The 18,162-nt window shown below is 60.8% G+C and carries 23 protein-coding genes and 1 tRNA gene; 8 read left to right on the top strand and 16 right to left on the bottom strand.

The features are described from left to right. Positions 1-141: 141 nt before the first annotated feature. The 9 genes from QTL96_RS30805 to QTL96_RS30765 all read right to left on the bottom strand — a co-directional run bounded on the left by QTL96_RS30805 (position 142) and on the right by QTL96_RS30765 (position 7,403). The gene (locus QTL96_RS30805) at positions 142-306 is read right to left on the bottom strand and encodes a DUF1328 domain-containing protein (protein WP_018901089.1); all 165 of its coding nucleotides are present in this window, start codon (positions 304-306) and stop codon (positions 142-144) included. Between the two features lie 90 nt (positions 307-396). Continuing rightward, positions 397-561, bottom strand: a complete 165-nt coding sequence (locus QTL96_RS30800; RefSeq protein WP_289730391.1) for a hypothetical protein — start codon at positions 559-561, stop codon at positions 397-399. 139 nt (positions 562-700) lie between these two features. Continuing rightward, positions 701-883, bottom strand: a complete 183-nt coding sequence (locus QTL96_RS30795) for a hypothetical protein (protein ID WP_289730390.1) — start codon at positions 881-883, stop codon at positions 701-703. 160 nt (positions 884-1,043) lie between these two features. After that, on the bottom strand, positions 1,044-1,793 hold the full coding sequence (locus QTL96_RS30790) for an ABC transporter ATP-binding protein (protein ID WP_289730389.1): 750 nt from the start codon (positions 1,791-1,793) through the stop codon (positions 1,044-1,046). Continuing rightward, entirely contained in the window at positions 1,790-2,623 is an 834-nt protein-coding gene (locus tag QTL96_RS30785) for an ABC transporter ATP-binding protein (RefSeq protein WP_018901086.1), read from the bottom strand. Before QTL96_RS30785 ends, QTL96_RS30790 begins: the two co-directional genes overlap by 4 nt. Then, entirely contained in the window at positions 2,620-3,567 is a 948-nt protein-coding gene (locus tag QTL96_RS30780) for an ABC transporter permease (protein WP_289730388.1), read from the bottom strand. The genes QTL96_RS30785 and QTL96_RS30780 overlap by 4 nt, the downstream gene beginning before the upstream one ends. After that, positions 3,564-4,631: an ABC transporter permease gene (locus QTL96_RS30775; protein WP_113011941.1), complete on the bottom strand. Its 1,068-nt coding sequence runs from the start codon at positions 4,629-4,631 to the stop codon at positions 3,564-3,566. The genes QTL96_RS30780 and QTL96_RS30775 overlap by 4 nt, the downstream gene beginning before the upstream one ends. A gap of 18 nt (positions 4,632-4,649) precedes the next feature. After that, positions 4,650-6,293: an ABC transporter substrate-binding protein gene (locus tag QTL96_RS30770; RefSeq protein WP_289730387.1), complete on the bottom strand. Its 1,644-nt coding sequence runs from the start codon at positions 6,291-6,293 to the stop codon at positions 4,650-4,652. Positions 6,294-6,344: 51 nt separating this feature from the next. Then, the gene (locus QTL96_RS30765; protein WP_289730386.1) at positions 6,345-7,403 is read right to left on the bottom strand and encodes a dipeptidase; all 1,059 of its coding nucleotides are present in this window, start codon (positions 7,401-7,403) and stop codon (positions 6,345-6,347) included. Between the two features lie 259 nt (positions 7,404-7,662). Between QTL96_RS30765 and QTL96_RS30760 the strand changes: the two genes are divergently transcribed. Beyond that, a complete protein-coding gene (locus tag QTL96_RS30760) occupies positions 7,663-8,172 on the top strand; it encodes a DUF1993 domain-containing protein (protein ID WP_289730385.1) in 510 nt (169 codons plus the stop codon). A gap of 7 nt (positions 8,173-8,179) precedes the next feature. On the opposite strand, the gene QTL96_RS30755 is transcribed toward QTL96_RS30760, so the two are convergent. Further along, entirely contained in the window at positions 8,180-9,700 is a 1,521-nt protein-coding gene (locus QTL96_RS30755) for an alkaline phosphatase family protein (protein WP_289730384.1), read from the bottom strand. Positions 9,701-9,712: 12 nt separating this feature from the next. After that, positions 9,713-10,696 (bottom strand): UDP-glucose 4-epimerase GalE, encoded by a 984-nt coding sequence (gene galE / locus QTL96_RS30750; protein ID WP_289730383.1) that lies wholly within the window; start codon positions 10,694-10,696, stop codon positions 9,713-9,715. A gap of 344 nt (positions 10,697-11,040) precedes the next feature. On the opposite strand from galE, the gene QTL96_RS30745 reads away from it, so the two are divergent. Continuing rightward, a complete protein-coding gene (locus QTL96_RS30745) occupies positions 11,041-11,823 on the top strand; it encodes a class I SAM-dependent methyltransferase (RefSeq protein ID WP_289730382.1) in 783 nt (260 codons plus the stop codon). Between the two features lie 175 nt (positions 11,824-11,998). Here the strand turns inward: QTL96_RS30745 and QTL96_RS30740 are convergent, their stop codons facing one another. From QTL96_RS30740 to QTL96_RS30725, 4 genes are read right to left on the bottom strand one after another with little or no spacing between them, the layout of a single operon-like run. Further along, complete coding sequence (locus QTL96_RS30740) at positions 11,999-12,652, bottom strand: CDP-alcohol phosphatidyltransferase family protein (RefSeq protein WP_289730381.1); 654 nt, start codon at positions 12,650-12,652, stop codon at positions 11,999-12,001. After that, positions 12,636-13,040 carry a hypothetical protein gene (locus QTL96_RS30735; RefSeq protein ID WP_289730380.1) on the bottom strand — a complete coding sequence of 135 codons (405 nt, stop codon included), beginning with the start codon at positions 13,038-13,040 and terminating at the stop codon, positions 12,636-12,638. The genes QTL96_RS30740 and QTL96_RS30735 overlap by 17 nt, the downstream gene beginning before the upstream one ends. Continuing rightward, positions 13,037-13,987 carry a phosphatidate cytidylyltransferase gene (locus QTL96_RS30730; RefSeq protein WP_289730379.1) on the bottom strand — a complete coding sequence of 317 codons (951 nt, stop codon included), beginning with the start codon at positions 13,985-13,987 and terminating at the stop codon, positions 13,037-13,039. Before QTL96_RS30730 ends, QTL96_RS30735 begins: the two co-directional genes overlap by 4 nt. After that, a complete protein-coding gene (locus QTL96_RS30725) occupies positions 13,984-14,619 on the bottom strand; it encodes a lysophospholipid acyltransferase family protein (RefSeq protein ID WP_289730457.1) in 636 nt (211 codons plus the stop codon). The genes QTL96_RS30730 and QTL96_RS30725 overlap by 4 nt, the downstream gene beginning before the upstream one ends. 194 nt (positions 14,620-14,813) lie before the next feature. Here QTL96_RS30725 and QTL96_RS30720 point away from each other — a divergent pair, with 194 nt between their 5' ends. Together QTL96_RS30720 and QTL96_RS30715 are read left to right on the top strand one after the other, a co-directional pair. Further along, the gene (locus QTL96_RS30720) at positions 14,814-15,128 is read left to right on the top strand and encodes a DUF6074 family protein (RefSeq protein WP_111562701.1); all 315 of its coding nucleotides are present in this window, start codon (positions 14,814-14,816) and stop codon (positions 15,126-15,128) included. Between the two features lie 93 nt (positions 15,129-15,221). Continuing rightward, complete coding sequence (locus QTL96_RS30715) at positions 15,222-15,551, top strand: DUF2322 family protein (RefSeq protein WP_289730378.1); 330 nt, start codon at positions 15,222-15,224, stop codon at positions 15,549-15,551. A 223-nt stretch (positions 15,552-15,774) separates the two neighbouring features. Here QTL96_RS30715 and QTL96_RS30710 read toward each other — a convergent pair. Continuing rightward, positions 15,775-15,864 (bottom strand) — tRNA-Ser (locus QTL96_RS30710). A 314-nt stretch (positions 15,865-16,178) separates the two neighbouring features. Here QTL96_RS30710 and rplU point away from each other — a divergent pair. The 4 genes from rplU to QTL96_RS30690 all read left to right on the top strand — a co-directional run bounded on the left by rplU (position 16,179) and on the right by QTL96_RS30690 (position 18,146). Further along, a complete protein-coding gene (gene rplU, locus QTL96_RS30705; protein WP_018901071.1) occupies positions 16,179-16,496 on the top strand; it encodes a 50S ribosomal protein L21 in 318 nt (105 codons plus the stop codon). Positions 16,497-16,530: 34 nt separating this feature from the next. Continuing rightward, the gene (gene rpmA, locus QTL96_RS30700) at positions 16,531-16,800 is read left to right on the top strand and encodes a 50S ribosomal protein L27 (protein WP_004127267.1); all 270 of its coding nucleotides are present in this window, start codon (positions 16,531-16,533) and stop codon (positions 16,798-16,800) included. Between the two features lie 129 nt (positions 16,801-16,929). Beyond that, positions 16,930-17,562: a GNAT family protein gene (locus tag QTL96_RS30695; protein WP_113009310.1), complete on the top strand. Its 633-nt coding sequence runs from the start codon at positions 16,930-16,932 to the stop codon at positions 17,560-17,562. Beyond that, positions 17,559-18,146, top strand: coding sequence for a GNAT family N-acetyltransferase (locus QTL96_RS30690; protein WP_289730377.1), 588 nt, complete (start codon positions 17,559-17,561; stop codon positions 18,144-18,146). The genes QTL96_RS30695 and QTL96_RS30690 overlap by 4 nt, the downstream gene beginning before the upstream one ends. Positions 18,147-18,162: the final 16 nt, after the last annotated feature.

The following is an 18,162-nucleotide window of genomic DNA, read 5'->3' as shown; positions in this document are numbered from 1 at the left end:
ATTGAACGACGCCTCCCCGCCAAGCCAATCGGGAAAGTTGGACACTATTGCGACAATTCAAGTCAAGAGGTTTCGGCAAGTGGCGAACGCACGAAAAATCCGGCGCCTTTTGGACGCCGGATTTCGTTGATTATGCTGGATTTAGACGCGACGCATGAGCCGCGCGACAAGCGATACAACAAACAGCACCAGGAATATGAAGAACAGTACCTGGGCAATCGATGCTGACGCGCCTGCGATGCCGCCGAACCCCAGAACGCCGGCGATCAGGGCTACAACAAGAAATACGAGTGCGTAGTAAAGCATTGCCATCTCCATTTAGTCGTTCCTGACCAGATAACGATGGTGTGCCTTGTTGGTTCCGTGCCTGGTGAAAAAGGGTTTGTTTTCGGTGCTCTAACCGATAACGCCGCAGACTACGGCTGCGAGAAAGGTGAACGCGGCCACGACCAGCGCCGCATTGACTGCCAGGTGCAAGCGACCACGCGTCGTTGCCGGCTTCTTGGAGCGTGCGGAACGATAGTGGTCCGCGTGAGTATGCGACATACCCAAGTTTGCCATGTGTTGCCTCCGCCTGTTTTCAGCTCTTATTGAGAGCTCAGTTTCTTATATAGTCTATCTGAATGGTAGAGATAAAATTCCACCAGATGTCGCTTGCTGAGAAAATCCGTCTTGCCTTGGACGGCTTAAAAGGGACGGTCTAACAGATGGTGTGCCAGGCCCAGATCAGGGAGCGCTCTACCGCTGTGTCCTTGTAGGAGCTCTTCTTCTTCGCAACGATCTTTCGATCCCGCTTTGCCATCTTGAACAGCGGAGCTGCCCGCTTGGCAGCCTTGGCTGGAGGCGCGAAGTAACCCATGGTCATGCCGCCGAGAAAGAACATCTTTATCTCCATGATCACGAAAGCTAACAGCCGTTAACGCAATCATGACAGAAGCAAGGCAGCTGTCAATAGTCTAGTCGATTGGTCGTGTTTTAACGGACCGTTATTCTTAACGGTCCGCCGATTGTTAAAAATTTCAATTACTTGAAAAGATTGGGCTTCAGACTTTCACGAAGCCCTTGCTCGCGACCATCAAACTTTTCGTGTAGTCTTCGTGAACCTCGGCCTTGGCGAGCTGATCGGCAGTCAAGCGCTCGACCACGGTGCCACCGCGCATGACGGCGAGGTTTTCGCACATGTGGGTGATGACGCCGAGATCGTGGCTGACCATGACGAAGGTTAGTTTCCGGTCGCGCCTGACCTGCTCCAGAAGGTTCAGCACTTCGGCCTGCACGGAGGCGTCCAGCGCGGATGTCGGTTCGTCGAGCAAGAGGATGGACGGCTCGACGATCAGGGCGCGGGCAATGGCGACGCGCTGGCGTTGACCACCGGAGAGCTGATGCGGATAGCGGAAGCGGAAGCCGTTGCCTAGACCGACTTCATCAAGCGCGCGGGCAATGCGTCTGTCGCTGTCCGAGATGCCGTGGATCGCCAGCGGCTCGAGCAGCAGCCGGTCGATTGTCTGGCGTGGATGCAGCGAACCGTAGGGGTCCTGGAACACCATCTGGACCTTGCGGTAGAAGGCCTTGCTGCGCTTGGAACCAGAGAGCTGCTCGCCGTGGATCTTGATCGTGCCGTTCTTGACAGGAGCAAGGCCCGCGACGGCGCGCAGCAGCGTGGATTTCCCAGAGCCGGATTCGCCGACGAGACCGAAAGACTGGCCCTCGGCGATCTCGACGCTGACATCCTTCAGCGCGTGGAAATGGTCGTAGATGACGGTGACATTGTCGACGGAAAGGGCTGCTGTCATGCCGCCCACTCCGGCTTGCGGTCCAGCACCGGCAGTGGATGCCTGTTTTCGCCGATCTGGGGCATGCAGTTCAAAAGTCCTTGCGTATAGGGATGCTGGGCGTTCTTGAGCTCGGAGGCCTTCAGTTCCTCGACGACCTTGCCGGCATACATGACGATGACGCGGTCGCAGAAGGAGGAGACGAGGCGCAGGTCGTGGGACACGAAGATCAGGCCCATGCCGCGCTCGGACACCAGGCGGTCCATGATCCTGAGGACGTCGAGCTGCACGGTCACGTCGAGCGCCGAGGTCGGCTCGTCGGCGATCAGCAGTTCGGGGTCGGCGATCAGCATCATGGCGATCATGGCGCGCTGGCCCATGCCGCCGGATACTTCATGCGGATAGAGATTGAAGACGCGCTGCGGCTCGCGGATCTGCACGGCTTCGAGCATGGCGATAGCGCGGTCGCGCGCTTCGCCCTTGCCGATCTTCTCGTGCGTTCTCAACGTCTCGCAGATCTGCTTGCCTATCGTCATGACCGGATCCAGCGAATATTTCGGATCCTGCAGCACCATGGCGATGCGCTTGCCGCGCAGTTGCCGGCGCTCCTTGGCCGAGGCCGACAGAAGGTCGATGCCGTTGAAGTCGAGCGTGTCGGCGCTGACGATGCCGTGCGGCGGCGTCAGGCCCATGATGGCGCGGCCGGTCTGCGACTTGCCGGAGCCGGACTCACCGACGATGCCCAAGCGTTCCTTGCCGAGCGTGAAGGAAACGCCGCGCACGGCTTCGATGACGCCGGTGCGTGTTGGGTAGCTGACCTTGAGGTTCTTGACGGTGAGAAGCGTGCTCATTGGCCGCTCTCCTTCGGGTCCAGCGCGTCGCGCAGGCCGTCGCCAAGCAGGTTGAAGCCGAGGCTGACAACCAGGATGGCGATCCCCGGCATTGCGGCAACCCACCACTGGTCGAGGATGAAGCGGCGGCCCGAGGCGATCATCGCGCCCCATTCCGGCAGCGGCGGCTGGGCGCCGAGGCCGAGGAAGCCGAGGCCGGCTGCCGTCAGGATGATGCCTGCCATGTCGAGCGTGACGCGGACGATCAGCGAGGAGATGCAGAGCGGCATGACATGGCGCACGACGATGCGCAGCGGCGATGCACCCATGAGGCGGACGGCCGAGATATAGTCGGAGCGCCGCACCGTCAGGGTTTCGGCGCGCGCGATACGGGCGTATGGCGGCCAGGAGGTGATGGCAATGGCAATGATGGCGTTCTGGATGCCCGGGCCGAGCGCTGCGACGAAGGCGAGCGCCAGGACGAGCTTCGGGAAGGCGAGGAAGATGTCGGTGATGCGCATCAGGATGGCATCGACCCAGCCGCCGGCATAGCCGGATACGGTGCCGACCAAGAGGCCGATCGGCGCCGAGATGATGGCGACGAGGACGACGACCATCAGCGTCAGGCGGGAGCCGTAGATCAGGCGCGAATAGATATCACGGCCCTGATCGTCGGTACCGAGAAGATAGCCCTCGGCGCCCGGGGGCAGCAGGCGGGCGTTGCGGAGATCGCCGACGACGGGCGAGTGCGTGGCCAGCACATCGGCAAAGGCGGCCATCACGAGCAGCGCGATGATGATGAAGAGCCCAACGACGGCCAGGCGGTTGGCGGTAAACTGCCGCCAGGTAACGTAAGCACGGCCGAGACGGGCCTGCGTGCGCGACTGCGGGCGGTCGGAAAGCAGCCACTCGCGGCGGGTCATCGGTCTGACATTGGTTGCGGTGTTGTTTGCTTGCATGCTCATCGGGTTCGGGTCCTGGGATCGAGGGTCCGATAAAGAAGATCAGACAAGAGGTTGATGCCGATGAAGACGGTGCCGATGACGATCGTGCCGCCAAGCACGGCGTTCATGTCGGCATTCTGCAGCGAATTGGTGATGTAGAGGCCGATGCCGGGCCAGGAGAAGACCGTTTCGGTAAGGACCGAACCTTCAAGCAGACCGGCATAGGAGAGCGCGATGACGGTGACGAGCGGCACCGCGGCGTTGCGCAGCGCATGGCCCCAGATGACCCGGGTTTCCGACAGGCCCTTGGCGCGCGCGGCAACCACATATTCCTGGCTGAGTTCGTTCAGCATGAAGCTGCGGGTCATGCGGCTGATATAGGCGAGCGAGAAATAGCCGAGCAGCGAAGCGGGCAGGATGATGTGGCGGAAGACGTCATAGAAGACGTCCCACTGCCCCTGCATGGCGCTGTCGAGCAGATAGAAGCCGGTGACCGGCGTGAAGCTGTATTCGAAAACGATGTCGATGCGGCCAGGGAAGGCGACCCAGCGCAGCTTGGCGTAGAAGATCACCAGTGAGATCAGCGACAGCCAGAAGATCGGCACGGAATAGCCGATCAGGCCGATGACGCGCACGATCTGGTCGGCGAAGCTGCCGCGCTTGACGGCGGCGAGCACACCGAGCGGCACGCCGATCACCGAGCCGATGATGGTGCCGAGCGTGGCGAGTTCGATCGTTGCCGGGAAAACGCGCTTGATGTCGACCATGACGGGATTGGTCGTCAGCACCGAGGTGCCGAAATCGCCGGCCAGGATCCCCTTGAGGTAGATATAGAACTGCTGGTAGAGCGGCAGGTCGAAGCCCATTTCGCGCCGTACGCGCTCAACCACGTGGGCGGGCGCGCGGTCGCCGAGAATGGCGAGCACTGGATCGATGGGCACGACGCGGCCGATGAAGAAGGTCACGGCCAGAAGGCCGAGATAGGTGGTGACGGCGGCGACCAGAAAACGGCCCACAGCCTTCGCAACAGGAAGAGCACGGCCGGGTTTCGGCCGTGCTTCCGTCTTTGTTTCGACGATGCTCAATCTATCAATCCTGCCGGATCATTCCTTGCCGATCGTGCCGACATAGTTGGTGTCGAAGCTCGGGCCGAGTTTGAAGTTCGATACGCCCTTGCGGTAACCCGCGACTTCGGTCTGCTGGAAGATGAAGACGAACGGGCTGTTGGCCAGGTACTTCTTCTGGATATCCTGATACATCGCCGCGCGCTTGTCGTTGTCGCGTTCGAGCAGGGCAGCCTTGGCTTCCTTGTCCAGTTCAGGCGCTTCAAACGTGTTGCGCCAGGCGAGCGTCTTCACAGTACCGGCGTCGGAGTTATCCGGGTTGCTGGTGAAGGTGTCGGCGTTGGAGTTCGGGTCGAAATAGTCGGAGCCCCACTGGCCGATGTAGATGTCGTGCGTGCGGGCGCGGAACTTGGTCAGCGTCTGCTTGCCGTCACCCGGGATGATCTCCATCTTGATGCCGGCCTGGGCGACCGACTGCTGGATGGATTCGGCGATACCGGTTACCGGCTGCGTGTTGCGCACGTCGATGGTGACCGAGAAGCCGTCCTTCAGGCCTGCCTTGGCGAGCAGTTCCTTGGCCTTGGCGACGTCGAACTTGTAGGGGTTCTCGTCAAGCGCGCCGAGCTGGCCCTTGGGCAGGAAGGTCTGGTGGATTTCGCCGATGCCCTTGATCAGCGTCGCGCCAATCGCGTCGTAATCGACCAGGTACTTGAAGGCTTCCTGGACTTCCGGCTTCTTCAGGTTCTCGTTCTTGGAGTTGAGGCTGATGAAGTAGACGGTGCCCTTCGGCGCGCTTTCGCTGGCGAGATCGGCGTTCTTTGCGACTGCGTCGAGGTCGCCGGGCTCAAGGTTGCGGGCGATGTCGATGTCACCGGCCTCGAGCGCCAGGCGCTGCGCCGAGCTTTCCTTCATTAACCGATAGATGACGCGGGCAAGCTTGGCCTTTTCGCCGTAGTAGTTGTCGTTGCGCTCGAGCACGACCACTTCGTTGGCGCGCCATTCGCGCAGCTTGAAGGCGCCGGAGCCGGCATAGCCGGTCTTCAGCCACTCATTGCCGAAATCGTTGTCGTACTTGTAGTCGGCCGACGGGGTGACCGGCTTGACGTGGTCGAGAACCAGCTTCTTGTCGACGACGGAAGCAACCGTTGCCGTGAGGCAGTTCAGGACGAAGCTTGGTGCGTAGGGCTTGTCGACTGTGAAGGTGAAGGTGTTTTCGTCGGTCGCCTTGGCCTTTTCGGTGACGTTGTCGCCGGTGATGCCGAACTGGGTGATGATGAAGGCGGGGCTCTTGTCGAGCTTGACGGCGCGCTCGAAGGACCATGCAACGTCTTCGGCGGTGATCGGGTTGCCGGAGGCGAACTTCATGCCGGGCTTCAGCTTGAACGTATAGGTCAGGCCGTCATCCGAAACGGTCCAGCTTTCGGCGAGATCGCCCTTGACCTTGGACGTGTCGGCCATGTCGAGGCGCACGAGCAGGCTGTAGGTGTTGCTGGTCATCTCGGCGGTCGAGAGCTCGAAGGCTTCGCCCGGATCCATGGTGATGATGTCGTCGATCGCGAAGCCCTCGACGAGGGTATCCTTCGGGGTCTCGGCGAAGGCGGCGGGCGCGGCCATCATCAGGATGGAGAGAGCGGCGCCGGCGGAAAGCGCACGGAAGCTGCGGTTCAATCTGGTCATCATCATATTTTTCGTCCCCTGTTCATTTTTGAATTCAGTCAAAGCACGTCAGCAGTCTCAGGCAGCCTCTTCTCCCCATGCCGAAGACAAAATCCGAAGCCAGTTTTCGCTGGCTATTTTCTTCAAATCCTCGCCACCATATCCAGCGCGCTGAAGTGCATCAATCAGCTTCTGGTTGCCAGCGGCGTCACCGATTTCATCCGGTATGGTTGCGCCGTCGAAGTCCGATCCGAGCGCCACGCAATCGATGCCGATGCGCTCGACGAGGTAGTCGATATGGCGAACCATGTCGCTGAGCGGCGTGTCGCCGTCCGAGCGGGCGTCGTCGCGCAGCATGGCGGTCGCATAGTTGAGGCCGACGATGCCGCGGCTTTCCTTGATCGCGTCGAGCTGCCTGTCGGTCAGGTTGCGGGCAACCGGTGTCAGGGCATGGACGTTCGAGTGGCTGGCGACGAGCGGCTGGTCCGTCGTCTTCGCTACATCCCAGAAGCCCTTTTCGGTGATGTGGGCGAGGTCAATCATGATGCCCAGGCGGTTGCACTCGCGAACCAGTTCGAAGCCGGCGTCGGTCAGGCCAAGGCCGGTATCCGGCGACATCGGGAAGGCAAACGGAACGCCGTGGCCGAAGATGTTGTGCCGGCTCCAGACGGGACCCAGCGAGCGCAGGCCCGCCGCATAGAAGACCTCCAGAGCGGCCAGATCCGTGCCGATCGCCTCGCAGCCTTCCATATGCATGACAGCGGCGAAAACGCCGTCATTGATGGATTTGCGGATGTCCTTGACCGTGCGGCACAGGCGCCAGGCGCCGGCGCGATCGAGGCGCAGTGCGATAGCGGCCATTTCATTGGCGATCCGCAGCGATGGCAATGGATCGAGAGGCGCTGCAAGCGGGGTGACGTAGTGGCCGTCCTTGTCGGGATCGGCGAAAACCAGATCGCCCGACGGGATATAGATGGCGCAGAGGCCGCCGGCGAGGCCGCCTGCCTTGGCGCGCGGCGCGTCGATGTGGCCGGTGTCCGTTCCGTTCGCAAACTCGGCAATGGGATCGCCGCCCTCCCGCTCATGCGTCCAGAGGCGGAGGAGAACGTCGTTATGGCCGTCGAATACGAATTGCATGTCAGTTCCTGTAAGCCCTCATCCCTAGAGGCAGGGTGGGCGATGCGAAGCGCGCAGAATAGAAAAGCTGGCGGAATACGCCACCCCTTTTTTGAGATTATTTTGAAGCAACAACCCATGGTTAGGTGCAGCATTGCCGTCGCGAGAGGCCTCTCCAAAAACACAGAGAATGCTGCGCCGGCCGATGAAAATCAGATGCTGCCCGACTATATGATATCGCGGAAACGGTGGCCGATCATCGGCCCCGGCGGAGAGCGCAATGTCTATTTCAATCTATCGCCTGACAGTGCCTGTATTTCAGCGTGGCCTGACAACCTTGACCAACTATCTCGACAAGGCGGAGGCCTTCGCTGGCGAGAAGGGCATCGATCCCGTGGAGCTGGTCGCGACGCGGCTGGCGCCGGACATGCTGCCGTTTTCCGGCCAGTACCAGCGCGCCACCGATAGCGCCAAGCTTGCCATTGCACGGCTAACGGGTACGGATGCGCCGAAATTCGAGGACAACGAGACGACGATCGCCGAGCTCAAGGCGCGTGTCGCGAAGACGGAAGCCTATCTCGCAACTGTTTCGCCGAATGCGCTCGATGGCGCTGAAACCCGCGAGGTCGTCATTTCTCCCGGCGGCAACAGAACGGTCTTTCGTGGCGACGATTACGTCTTGAGCTTCGCGCTGCCGAATTTCTATTTCCACATCTCGATGGCGCACGCGATCCTGCGCAACAAGGGTGCGCAGGTCGGCAAGCTCGATTATCTCGGGCGGTTCTCCTGACGATCAATCAGGGCCGGTGTCGAACCGGCCCTTTCTCCGTCAGCTCGGTGTAGGCCAGAGTCTGGTCGAGATGGCGGGCGCGCAGCGACAGCAGTTTTTCGGCGTAGGCGAGCCGTGTCGAAGCGTGCGCCGGGTCGGCCGCGATATTTCGCAGCTCCATCGGGTCGTTCCTGAGATCGAAGAGCAGCGGCGCCAATCCAGCGAAGTGCACGTATTTGAAGTTTTCGTCCCTGACGACGGCGAGATTGCATTCGTTCGATCGCAGGCCGAAATGCCGCTCAGCATCTTGGTGGGCGATGTCGCGGAAATCGAACTCCCAGAAGGCCGCATCCCTCCAGCTCGCGACGCCCTTCCCTTCGGTGAATGGTAGCAGCGACTGCCCGTCCAGGCCGTTTTCAGGCTCGACGTCCAGGCGCTCGCAAAGCGTCGGAAAGATATCGGCGGCGCTGGTGAAGTGCTCGACCGTTCCGCCGCGGGTGCCCGATCGCGGATCACGGATGACCAAAGGGATGTGATAGCTCCCGTCAAAGAAGCCGCCCTTGCCGAAGGTCCAGTGATCGCCGGCCATCTCCGCATGATCGGACGTGAAGATGATGAGGGTGTTATCCCAGACGCCTGCATCTTTGAGCGCGGCCCAGATACGGCCGAGCTGCGCGTCCACCTCAGCGATCATTCCATAGTAGATGGCGCGAATGGCTGCGATGTCCCCGGCATTCCAGTCATCGACCCGGCCGGTCGCGCCGTGGATGAAGCTGCCCTTGTCGTTTCGCGGCATCGCGTAGGCGAGATAGGGGTGGGATGCCTCCTCGCTTTGGCGATCGGCAGCGCGGGAAAAGGCCGACCCATCCTCAGGTGAGAACATGTCGTTGTAGGGCGCCGGCGCGGAAAAGGGCGGATGCGGGCGCAGGAAGGATATGTGCGCGAACCACGGACTATCCTGTTCGCCCAGCCAGCGAATGAACTCGCCTGCCAGAAAGGCCGTCTGCGTCTCGTCTTTGGAATATGCAGTCGGCGCGTTGGAGATTTCGCCGGGCCGGGCGCCCAGGGGGACATGAATATCCCGGCTCGTGGCATCCTGATGGCCGCGCGAACGAAGCCAGGATAGCCATTGTTTCTCATGTTCCGGGAGCAGTTGCCGCGCGGTAAAGCCGGGCAGCAGGCCTTCATAGGTGGTCAGATGCGGATCGTTGGCATCGACGCCGCGCGGGTCGGGCGCCGTATCCGTATAGCCGAACAGTGTCGGCTCGTAGCCGGCGCGGCGTGCTGCCAGCGCCAGATTGTCGAACCTGCCATCGAGGGGCGAGCCGTTGCGGCAAACCCGATGGTTCATCTGGTAGAGGCCGGTATAGAGCGTGGCGCGCGCCGGCGAGCACGGCGCGGCGCCAGCGAAATGACGGGCAAACAGCGTGCCTTCGGCCGCCAGCGCGTCGACATTCGGCGTTCTGACGCAGGCGTGATTGCGTGCCGAGAGGCAATCACCGCGCCACTGGTCCGCGGTGATCAGCAGAATGTTCGGTTTGCCCGTCATCGATCTGGCCAATCAGTGATGGTTGGATTTCGAATGCCAGTTCCAGGCCGAGCGGATGATCTGGGACAGATCATGCTGCGGCACCCAGCCGAGCACTTCGCGCGCCTTGTCGTTGTTGGCGACCAGCGTATGCGAATCGCCTTCGCGGCGGTCGACATATTCGACGGGGAATGGCTTGGCGGAGACGTCTTCGATCGCGCCGAGCAATTCCTTGACCGTCGTGCCGGTGCCGGTGCCGAGATTGAGCGCAACCGATTCACCGCCGCGCAGCAAATGCTCGACGGCGCGGACATGCGCATCGGCAAGATCGAGCACGTGGATATAGTCACGTACGCAGGTTCCGTCACGGGTCTCGTAGTCGCTGCCGAATACCTTGAAGCCGTCGCGCCGTCCGAGTGCTGCGTCGATCGCGAGCGGGATGGCGTGGGTTTCCGGCTGATGCCACTCGCCGATCCGGCCTTCGAAATCGGCGCCGGCGGCGTTGAAATAGCGCAGCACGACCGAGCGGAAGCCGGTGTACTTGTCGTAGTCGGCAAGCGCCTGCTCGACGATGTATTTCGTCTGGCCATAGGGGTTGATCGGCACCTGGCGGTGGGTTTCATCCAGCGGCACACTCTGCGGCAGACCATAGGTCGCGCAGGTGGAGGAGAAAACGAAAGCCTTGATGCCGGCGGCCTGGGCCGCTGCCAACAAGGTGAGCGTGCCGATAACATTGTTTTCGTAGAAGGCGACCGGGTCCTTGACGGATTCACCGACCTCGATCAGGGCCGCGAAGTGCAGGATGGCTGCGGGCTTGTGCTTGGCCAGAACCTCGTCGAGGCGCGCGCGATCCCTGATATCGCCTTCTTCGGCCGGACCCCATTTGACGAACTCGCGGTGTCCGTTCGAGAAGTTGTCGTAAACGACGGGCTTGAAGCCCTTGTTGGCGAGATCGAGACATGTGTGGGAGCCGATATAGCCTGCACCACCAACGACCAGAACTGTTTCACCTGCCATGCACCACCTTCTGTGATTTGGAATCGGACAGCACCAGAGTTAGGCCAACGACATGGCGATAAAAAGAACGAAGTGGGTTGTACGCCGCTTTCGCCGCATCTTATGGCCAACGCCATTAGCGAATTTCGTTAGCCGAGATCCAAGGCCGGTCGAATGAGGATTGTTCGCCTGCGATGCATGATCAGCACATGCCTAGCCGACAATATCACTGGAATTATCGGTAGTGACAGAAAATCTTGCTACCTATGATACTGCCTTATTTTAGCTTTCATGCATGGTCTATGCTTTGTGTCTTGTTATGTCTGTTTCACTAGACTTCAAAGATATCTGGAAAAACATCGCGCATGGATGCAGCTATTCGCAAGTTTATCTTTCATGACCTTCAAACGATCGAGGGTTACATCGATCCCCCGGATGCGCTGGTGTTCCTGGCGATCCTCCAGCATCAGGCTCTGGCCGGTTTTGAAGGGGCGATCGCCGAGATCGGCGTCTATTACGGACGATCCTATTTCCTCTTTCGGCGCATCTGCGGTGACGAGGAGCGAATCGTCGCCATCGATCTTTTCGATCTCGACAGTGCGCCGAAAGGCAGCGCGCAATATCTGCAGTTTGTCGAAAACGGCCGCCGGCTTGGCCTTCCTGTGCTGGAAGACTTGGTGATCAAGGGCGACAGCACGCTTCTGAAGCCCGCCGATATTTTTGCGAAGGTGGGGCCGGTCCGCTTTTTCAGCATCGATGGCGGGCACATGCTGCATCACGTGATGTCCGACACGCATCTGGCGGCGGACACGCTGACCGATCATGGCATCATCGCCTTCGACGATACGTTCAACCCGACTTGGCCGGAGGTGACGGTTGGCGTTGCCGACTTCCTGCGCGAGCAGCAGGGCGAGTTCGCGGTCTTCTGCATCACCAAATACAAGACCTATGTCTGCCGCCGGGCATTTCACGCCGAATATTCCAGGGCGATCGCCGTCTCTCCCGATCTTGCCGCTTTTGAACATGTCGAAACCGAGTTTCTCGGCTCCAAGGCGGCGCGGCTTGAAAATCCGATGCGCCGACGGCTCGTGCACCAGCTTCTGGTGCGCAGCGGCATGAGCGTGTTTTCGGAGCGAGCCTATCGATAGCCGGCTTTGCTGTGAGCGGGCGATAGAAAGAAAAATGCCTCGCCGAAGCGAGGCTAGTCCAAGGTCGCTTCGGGGAAAACAGAAGCGACGCGGCTGTTTTATTGCTGCGCTAACTTTCCGCAAGCGCAGTTTCGCGAATTTTGGTACGCCCGGCAAAATGGTCGCCGGGGGAGTGTCAGGAGCGGTTGCTACCGCTCTTCAAGCCCGCAACAAGCCGGCGTCCGCGACGCAGGGCTGTGAATGCGGCGCCGACCGCGATCAGCCATAGCGCGGCAAGCAAGATTTCATTGGTGCCACCCCAGAGTGGCTGAAACACCGATAGAATAGCGGCGCCCGTTATCGTTGCCATGCGGTGCTGCTTGGCCATGGGGCCGGAGAAATCGCTCGGCTGGCCGGTGGCGCGGCCGAGCTCGCGGACATAGGCGGTGAGCACAGCAAAGGCCGCCGCCGCCCAGCCGAGCCCCGGCGCCCCGATGCCCGCCCCTGCCCCGACGAGGATCAGGATATCGGCAACCCGGTCCGGGAATTCATTCCAGAATGGCCCATCGGCCGCCCCCTTCCCGCCCTCGACCGCGACCATGCCGTCGAAAAGATTGCAGAGCAGCCGCAGCTGGCAAAAGAGCGCGGCCGCGACGAAGAAGGGCGCCTGCGCCCAGCCGGCCCGATATCCCGACAGAAAGAACGCGCCGCCGGCGAGTGCTGCCGCGATCATGCTTGCCTGCGAGATCTGGTTGGGCGTGATTGATTTCGACGCCAGCCATTGCGCAATCGAACGCGCCCAGTGCGTGTCGCGGCTCGCCAGCGGCCTGCGGTCACCTGTTTCGGTCATGCCCGCTCCCCTTCCGGTACAGTGAATAATTGTAGATCGCCGCATAGCTGGTCGAGACCGCCAGCGGCAGCGCGATCGTTTTCAGGATTTCAGGCGTGCCGCTCAACGCGTGGATTGTTGCGAGAATGGCGCTGGAAGCCAGGCAGGCGATCAGCGGCGGCGCCCAGAGGGCCTGCGTTCCATTCATCCGGCGTGACAGTTGCTCGACTGCGGTCTTGAGAAACAGCGTCAGGCAGGCGGACAATGCGCCCTGGACGAGGCCGGCAAGCAGAAAGCGGCCGGGCGGGTAATCCCGGTTTGCAAACATCGCCCAGCCGCCCATGGCGCAGAAGGCGAATGCGACATGGGTGATGCTGTTGCCGGCGATGCGCCGCAGCCGGGTCGTCATGTGGCCGACCACCAGTAGCGGACAAGATGGAAGAAGATCGGTGCGGAAAAGACGACGGAATCGAGCCGGTCGATCAGGCCGCCATGGCCCTCGATCAGGTTGCCCCAGTCCTTGACGCCGCGGTCGCGCTTGATCGCCGACATCACCAATCCGCCGAAGAAGCCCATCATGGTGATAACGAAAGCCAGCAGCCCGGCCTGGAAGGGCGTGAACGGCGTGATCCACCAGAGACCGGCGCCGATCAGCGTGGCGCTGGCAACGCCGCCAACAAAGCCCTCGACGGTCTTGGAGGGCGACAGCTTTGGCGCGATCTTGGTGCGGCCGAAAAGCTTGCCCCAAACATATTGGAGCACATCGCTCAGCTGCACGATGATGACCAGAAAAGCGATGAGCAACACATTGCGGCCCTCATAGCCCGGAATATCGAGCGTCAGCAGCGCCGGCACGTGGGAGGCGCAGAAGACGCAGATCATCAGCGCCCATTGTACCTCCGCGATCCGATCGAGAAAGCGCTCGGTATCGCCGCGCAGCACCGAGATGATCGGCATCAGCAGGAAGGCATAAACGGGAATGAAGATCGCGAAGATGCCGTATTGCTTGGTCCAGAGCAGAAAATACTGCAGCGGCAGCACGACGAAGAAGGCGGTCGCCAGTGCCCAGTGATCGGCGCGCTTCGTGTGCGTCAGCGTGATGAATTCGCGCAGCGCCGCGAACGAGCAGAAGCCGAAGAGGATAAGGATGCCGACCCGGCCGATCATGAAGGCGATGCCGATCAGGATCGCCATCACCCACCACGCCTTGATGCGCGCGTTGAGGTTCTCGATCGAGGCGTTGGCGCCATCGGGCGAGAGACGGCGCTGTAGGACATAGCCGACAGCGGATGCGATGACGAGCACCGCGAGAATGCCGAGGACGAGCGTGAGGAGGTCGGAATTGGCCGTGTTCATTCGCTACCGCCTGGCTGTTTTGGAGAAAGATCGAGAAGGGCCGCCCGCGCCCGGTCGAGAAAGGCCTGCTTGTCTTCGCCGGGATGCATGAGCATCGGCTCTCCGAAGGTGACGGTGCAGATCAGCGGGATCGGGACGATCTCGCCCTTCGGCATGACGCGGTTGAGATTGTTGATCCAGACCGGGACGAGGCGAATATCCGGACGCGCTGACGCGAGATGGAAAAGCCCGCTCTTGAACGGCAGCAGCGAGGCCTCCGTCAGATTGCGGGTTCCCTCGGGAAAGAGAATAAGCGACGAGCCGGCATCCAGCGCATTGGCCATAACCTCGATCGGATCGCTGGTCCGCTTCTCGCGCTCGCGCTCGATCAGCACGGCGTCGAACACATCGCTGCCGATGAAGCGCGTAATCGCGGATTTCAGCCAGTATTCGGCGCCAGCCACCGGACGCGTGGATCGGCGCAAACGGGGCGGCAGAACAGCCCAGACCAGAATGAAGTCGCCATGGCTCGAATGATTGGCGAAATAGATGCACGTGTCCGTTGTCGGGCCGTCGCTTGTCCAAATGGCGCGCACGGCCGTTATGGCGCGCGCAAACAGAACGATGGCCGTCGCCACCGGCCCCGCGATCATCTTCCGTACCAAATCGATCCCCCATCCACCTGACACATATAAGATGTGTAGCCGTGTTTAAGGCGGATCAAAAGCCCCCGACTTCGCGCAACCGTCGGCTGGTCGCGGTCATCACGGCACAACGCGTCGAATGGTGGAGGAAAGCGTTAACCATGCTTCGGTAGGAATGGTGTCGAACACAACGGAACGAATCGATGTCGGTAAACACAAGCAAGAGTTTGAAGGCCATGACCACAAGTGAAATCGTCCTTTTCCCTGTGGCCTCGCGCGCCGGCGACATCGATCGCAGCGCCGCCGAGCTTGAGCGCCTGCATGGTGCCGATGCCGTTCAATACTGGAAGACCGAATGCCGGCGTCTGGCGAGCGAACTCGAATCGCTCGGCCTGCCGGAGGCGGAAGTTCGTCATCAAGTCATGGTTTTCCAGACCGAGGTACAGCAGGCCCTCGTACAGCGCTCGCAGTCGCGGGCGATTTCGCAAAGCCGCAGCGGGCGCGCACTGAAGCGGTAAGCGGGCGAGGCATAGGCCTCTCTCACGGCATGGCGACATAGAGCCGAAGCTGCTAGACGCAAGGCCAACCCGCCACGCGAAAAGGAATACGCGATGATCCAGCCCACGGCTTCGTTCAAGGACAATCTGCAGCTGCTGCCGTCAGTCGAAGGCCTTGCTCGCATAGACCTGACCGACCCGGCCGGCGTCCTTGTCGCAACGATCGAAAACCAGCCGGGCAAACAGGGATCGCTCGCGGTCTATCAATATCTGCAGCAATGTTTCGGCATCCTCGATAAAAAGGCCGCAACCTACGCCCTCGACCTTTTCGCCGAGCACACCGCCGATGCCAAAACCCGCCCCGGCGCCCATCCCAATATCGACCGCTTGCTTGATATCATCGGCGGCGCTGCGCCATTGGGCATTCAGCTTGTTGCTCGCTGACAAACGCCGCACAGGCTAAGCTGCGAGTTTGATGACGAGCTGATGAAGCACGTGGGGTCGATGACGTCGCCTTTGGCGCGCCAGCGTACTGTGATCTGATCTCGAGAATATCGACCGCGAACAAAGGACATCTCGAACAATCGACAACCCGTTCGGCACGAGCTTGTCATCTATGTCTGAGGTGCGGATTGTTACCCATGTGTCCGGATCGGACAAGGAAATATGGCGGAGAGGGTGGGATTCGAACCCACGATACGGTTGCCCGTATGCCGCATTTCGAGTGCGGTGCTTTCGACCACTCAGCCACCTCTCCGCTTCGTTGGTCGGCGCTTGTTCGGCGCGGGCTGTCTCATAGCGAGAGTTTGGCGGGCTGGCAAGTCGTAATCTCAAGCCATTTCATCCTTTTGTCATCCTTTTACCTTGACAGTTTTTTTAGGCTCGCGTATCTGCGCAACCCAATAGGTGTGGATAAGTCCGCGCCTTGTCCGTCCCGCGCTCGCGTGGGGCATCACCGGCAGCCAGAGTTCCTGGGCAAAAGCCCTGAAATCCCTGCTTAACATCGACTGATAAAAAGACGGCCACCTGTTTGATGCGGGTCGAGCCGGAACGAACATGAAAGGATAAAAAATGTTCGCAGTCATCAAGACCGGCGGTAAGCAGTACCGTGTGGCAGCAAACGACGTGCTGACCATCGAGAAGCTTGAAGTCACCGCTGGCGAATCGATCGAATTCACCGAAGTCCTCGTAATCGGCGAAGGCGCCGATGCCGCGATCGGTGCTCCCTTCGTCAAGGGCGCGTCCGTCAAGGCCGAAGTCGTCGAGCACAACCGCGGCAAGAAGGTCATCGCCTTCAAGAAGCGCCGTCGTCAGAACTCGAAGCGCTCGCGCGGCCATCGCCAGCACCACACCGTTGTCCGTATCACGGACATCGTGGCTGCTAAGTAAGATCACGGGACTTAAGGTTTAAAGGAGAACTCCAATGGCACACAAAAAAGCTGGCGGTTCGTCGCGCAACGGTCGCGATTCTGAATCCAAGCGCCTTGGCGTGAAGAAGTTCGGCGGCGAAGCCGTCATCGCAGGCAACATTATCGTGCGTCAGCGCGGTACGCAGTGGCACCCGGGTTCCAACGTCGGCCTCGGCAAGGATCACACGATCTTTGCTCTCACCGCCGGCAATGTGAACTACCGTACGAAGGCCAACGGCCGCGTATACGTATCCGTGATGCCGAAAGCGGAAGCAGCGGAATAAGCCGGTAGCGCTTTATAGCAGCCGGTGTCTCATCGACCCGGCTGAGCGTATCAGGTTCAGTCAAGACAAAAGGGGAGATGGGGCACCACCCATCTCCCCTTTTTCTTTACCCTCAAGGAGGACTGAACCATGCAAGGCGAATTGTTACGGAGAGACCAAAGGTCTCCCGAAGAAAGGCTGCGGCCTGAGCGGTTAAGGACCGATTGCCCTGTCTTACTGTCGGAACGGCTCGTCATGCGCGCGCCCCACGAAGAAGACATCGACGCCCTTGCCCATCTCGCCAACAACGCCAAAGTCGCCACAATGGTGTCGCGCATGCCGCACCCGTATACGGCCAATGATGCCGCCGACTTCGTGCGACGCACGAAAAATGGCGAGATTGGCAAGTGCGTCTATGCGATCACTAAAGCCGAAAACGGCGCCTTTATCGGTTGCTGCGGGGTCGAGCCGCATCTTGATGGTCGCACCGTCGAGATCGGCTACTGGCTGGGCGAGCCTTACTGGAACCAGGGCTTCATGACCGAGGCCTGCCATGCGCTCGTCGATATGGTGTTCCGCACCCGTGAGGATGTCGACCAGATCGACGCCCGTTGCCGGGTGATGAACATCGCCTCGCGCCGCGTCATCCAAAAGTGCGGTTTTCAGTTCCAGGGATCGGGGCTTGCCGCGTCGCTGGCGCTTGGCAGCAACGTGCCGGTCGAATGGTACAGGCTCGACCGCAAGACCTGGATGTCGCTGAGAAGCTGGGGGAGCGTATTATGAGCGCGCTCAGCCTCGAAAGGCCAAGACCCCAGGTCGCCACCGCCGGCTCGCAGCCCGACATCAAGACCGAGCGGCTTTTGCTGCGGGCGCACCGGCTAAGCGATGCCGATGCGATCGCAGAATCGCTGTCCGATTTCGCGGTGACGCGGATGCTGGCGCGGGTGCCCGCACCCTATGACCGGCAGGATGCGCTCGACTGGCTGGTGCCGGTCACGGCCGGCCGGTTGCCGGACTGGCAGATGGCGATCACCAATGGCGACGACGCGCATATCGGCGTGGTGTCGATCGAGCTCCGGCACGGCCGCTGGCATCTCGGCTACTGGCTGAACCGCTACTACTGGCGGCGCGGCTATATGAGCGAGGCGGTTTCTGCCACGCTCGAGCGCTTCTCGCGGCGCATGCCCGAGACTGTCGTGCATTCCGGTGTATTCGCCGACAATCCGGCGTCGCTGAGGCTGCAGGAAAAGCTCGGCTTTCGCATGACCGGTTGCAGCGAGGTCTTCAGCTTCGCCCGCAACACGATGGTCACGCATGTCGAGACCATGCTGAAGCCCGGTGCGTTGCAGCAGAGCAAGAGCGCCTGATGAAAATTGGAGGCGC

The sequence above is a fragment of the Rhizobium sp. S163 genome, from assembly GCF_030380805.1.
Taxonomy (GTDB): domain Bacteria; phylum Pseudomonadota; class Alphaproteobacteria; order Rhizobiales; family Rhizobiaceae; genus Rhizobium.
Note: the sequence above shows the minus strand (reverse complement) of the source record. Positions and strands in the feature narration are given on the sequence as shown.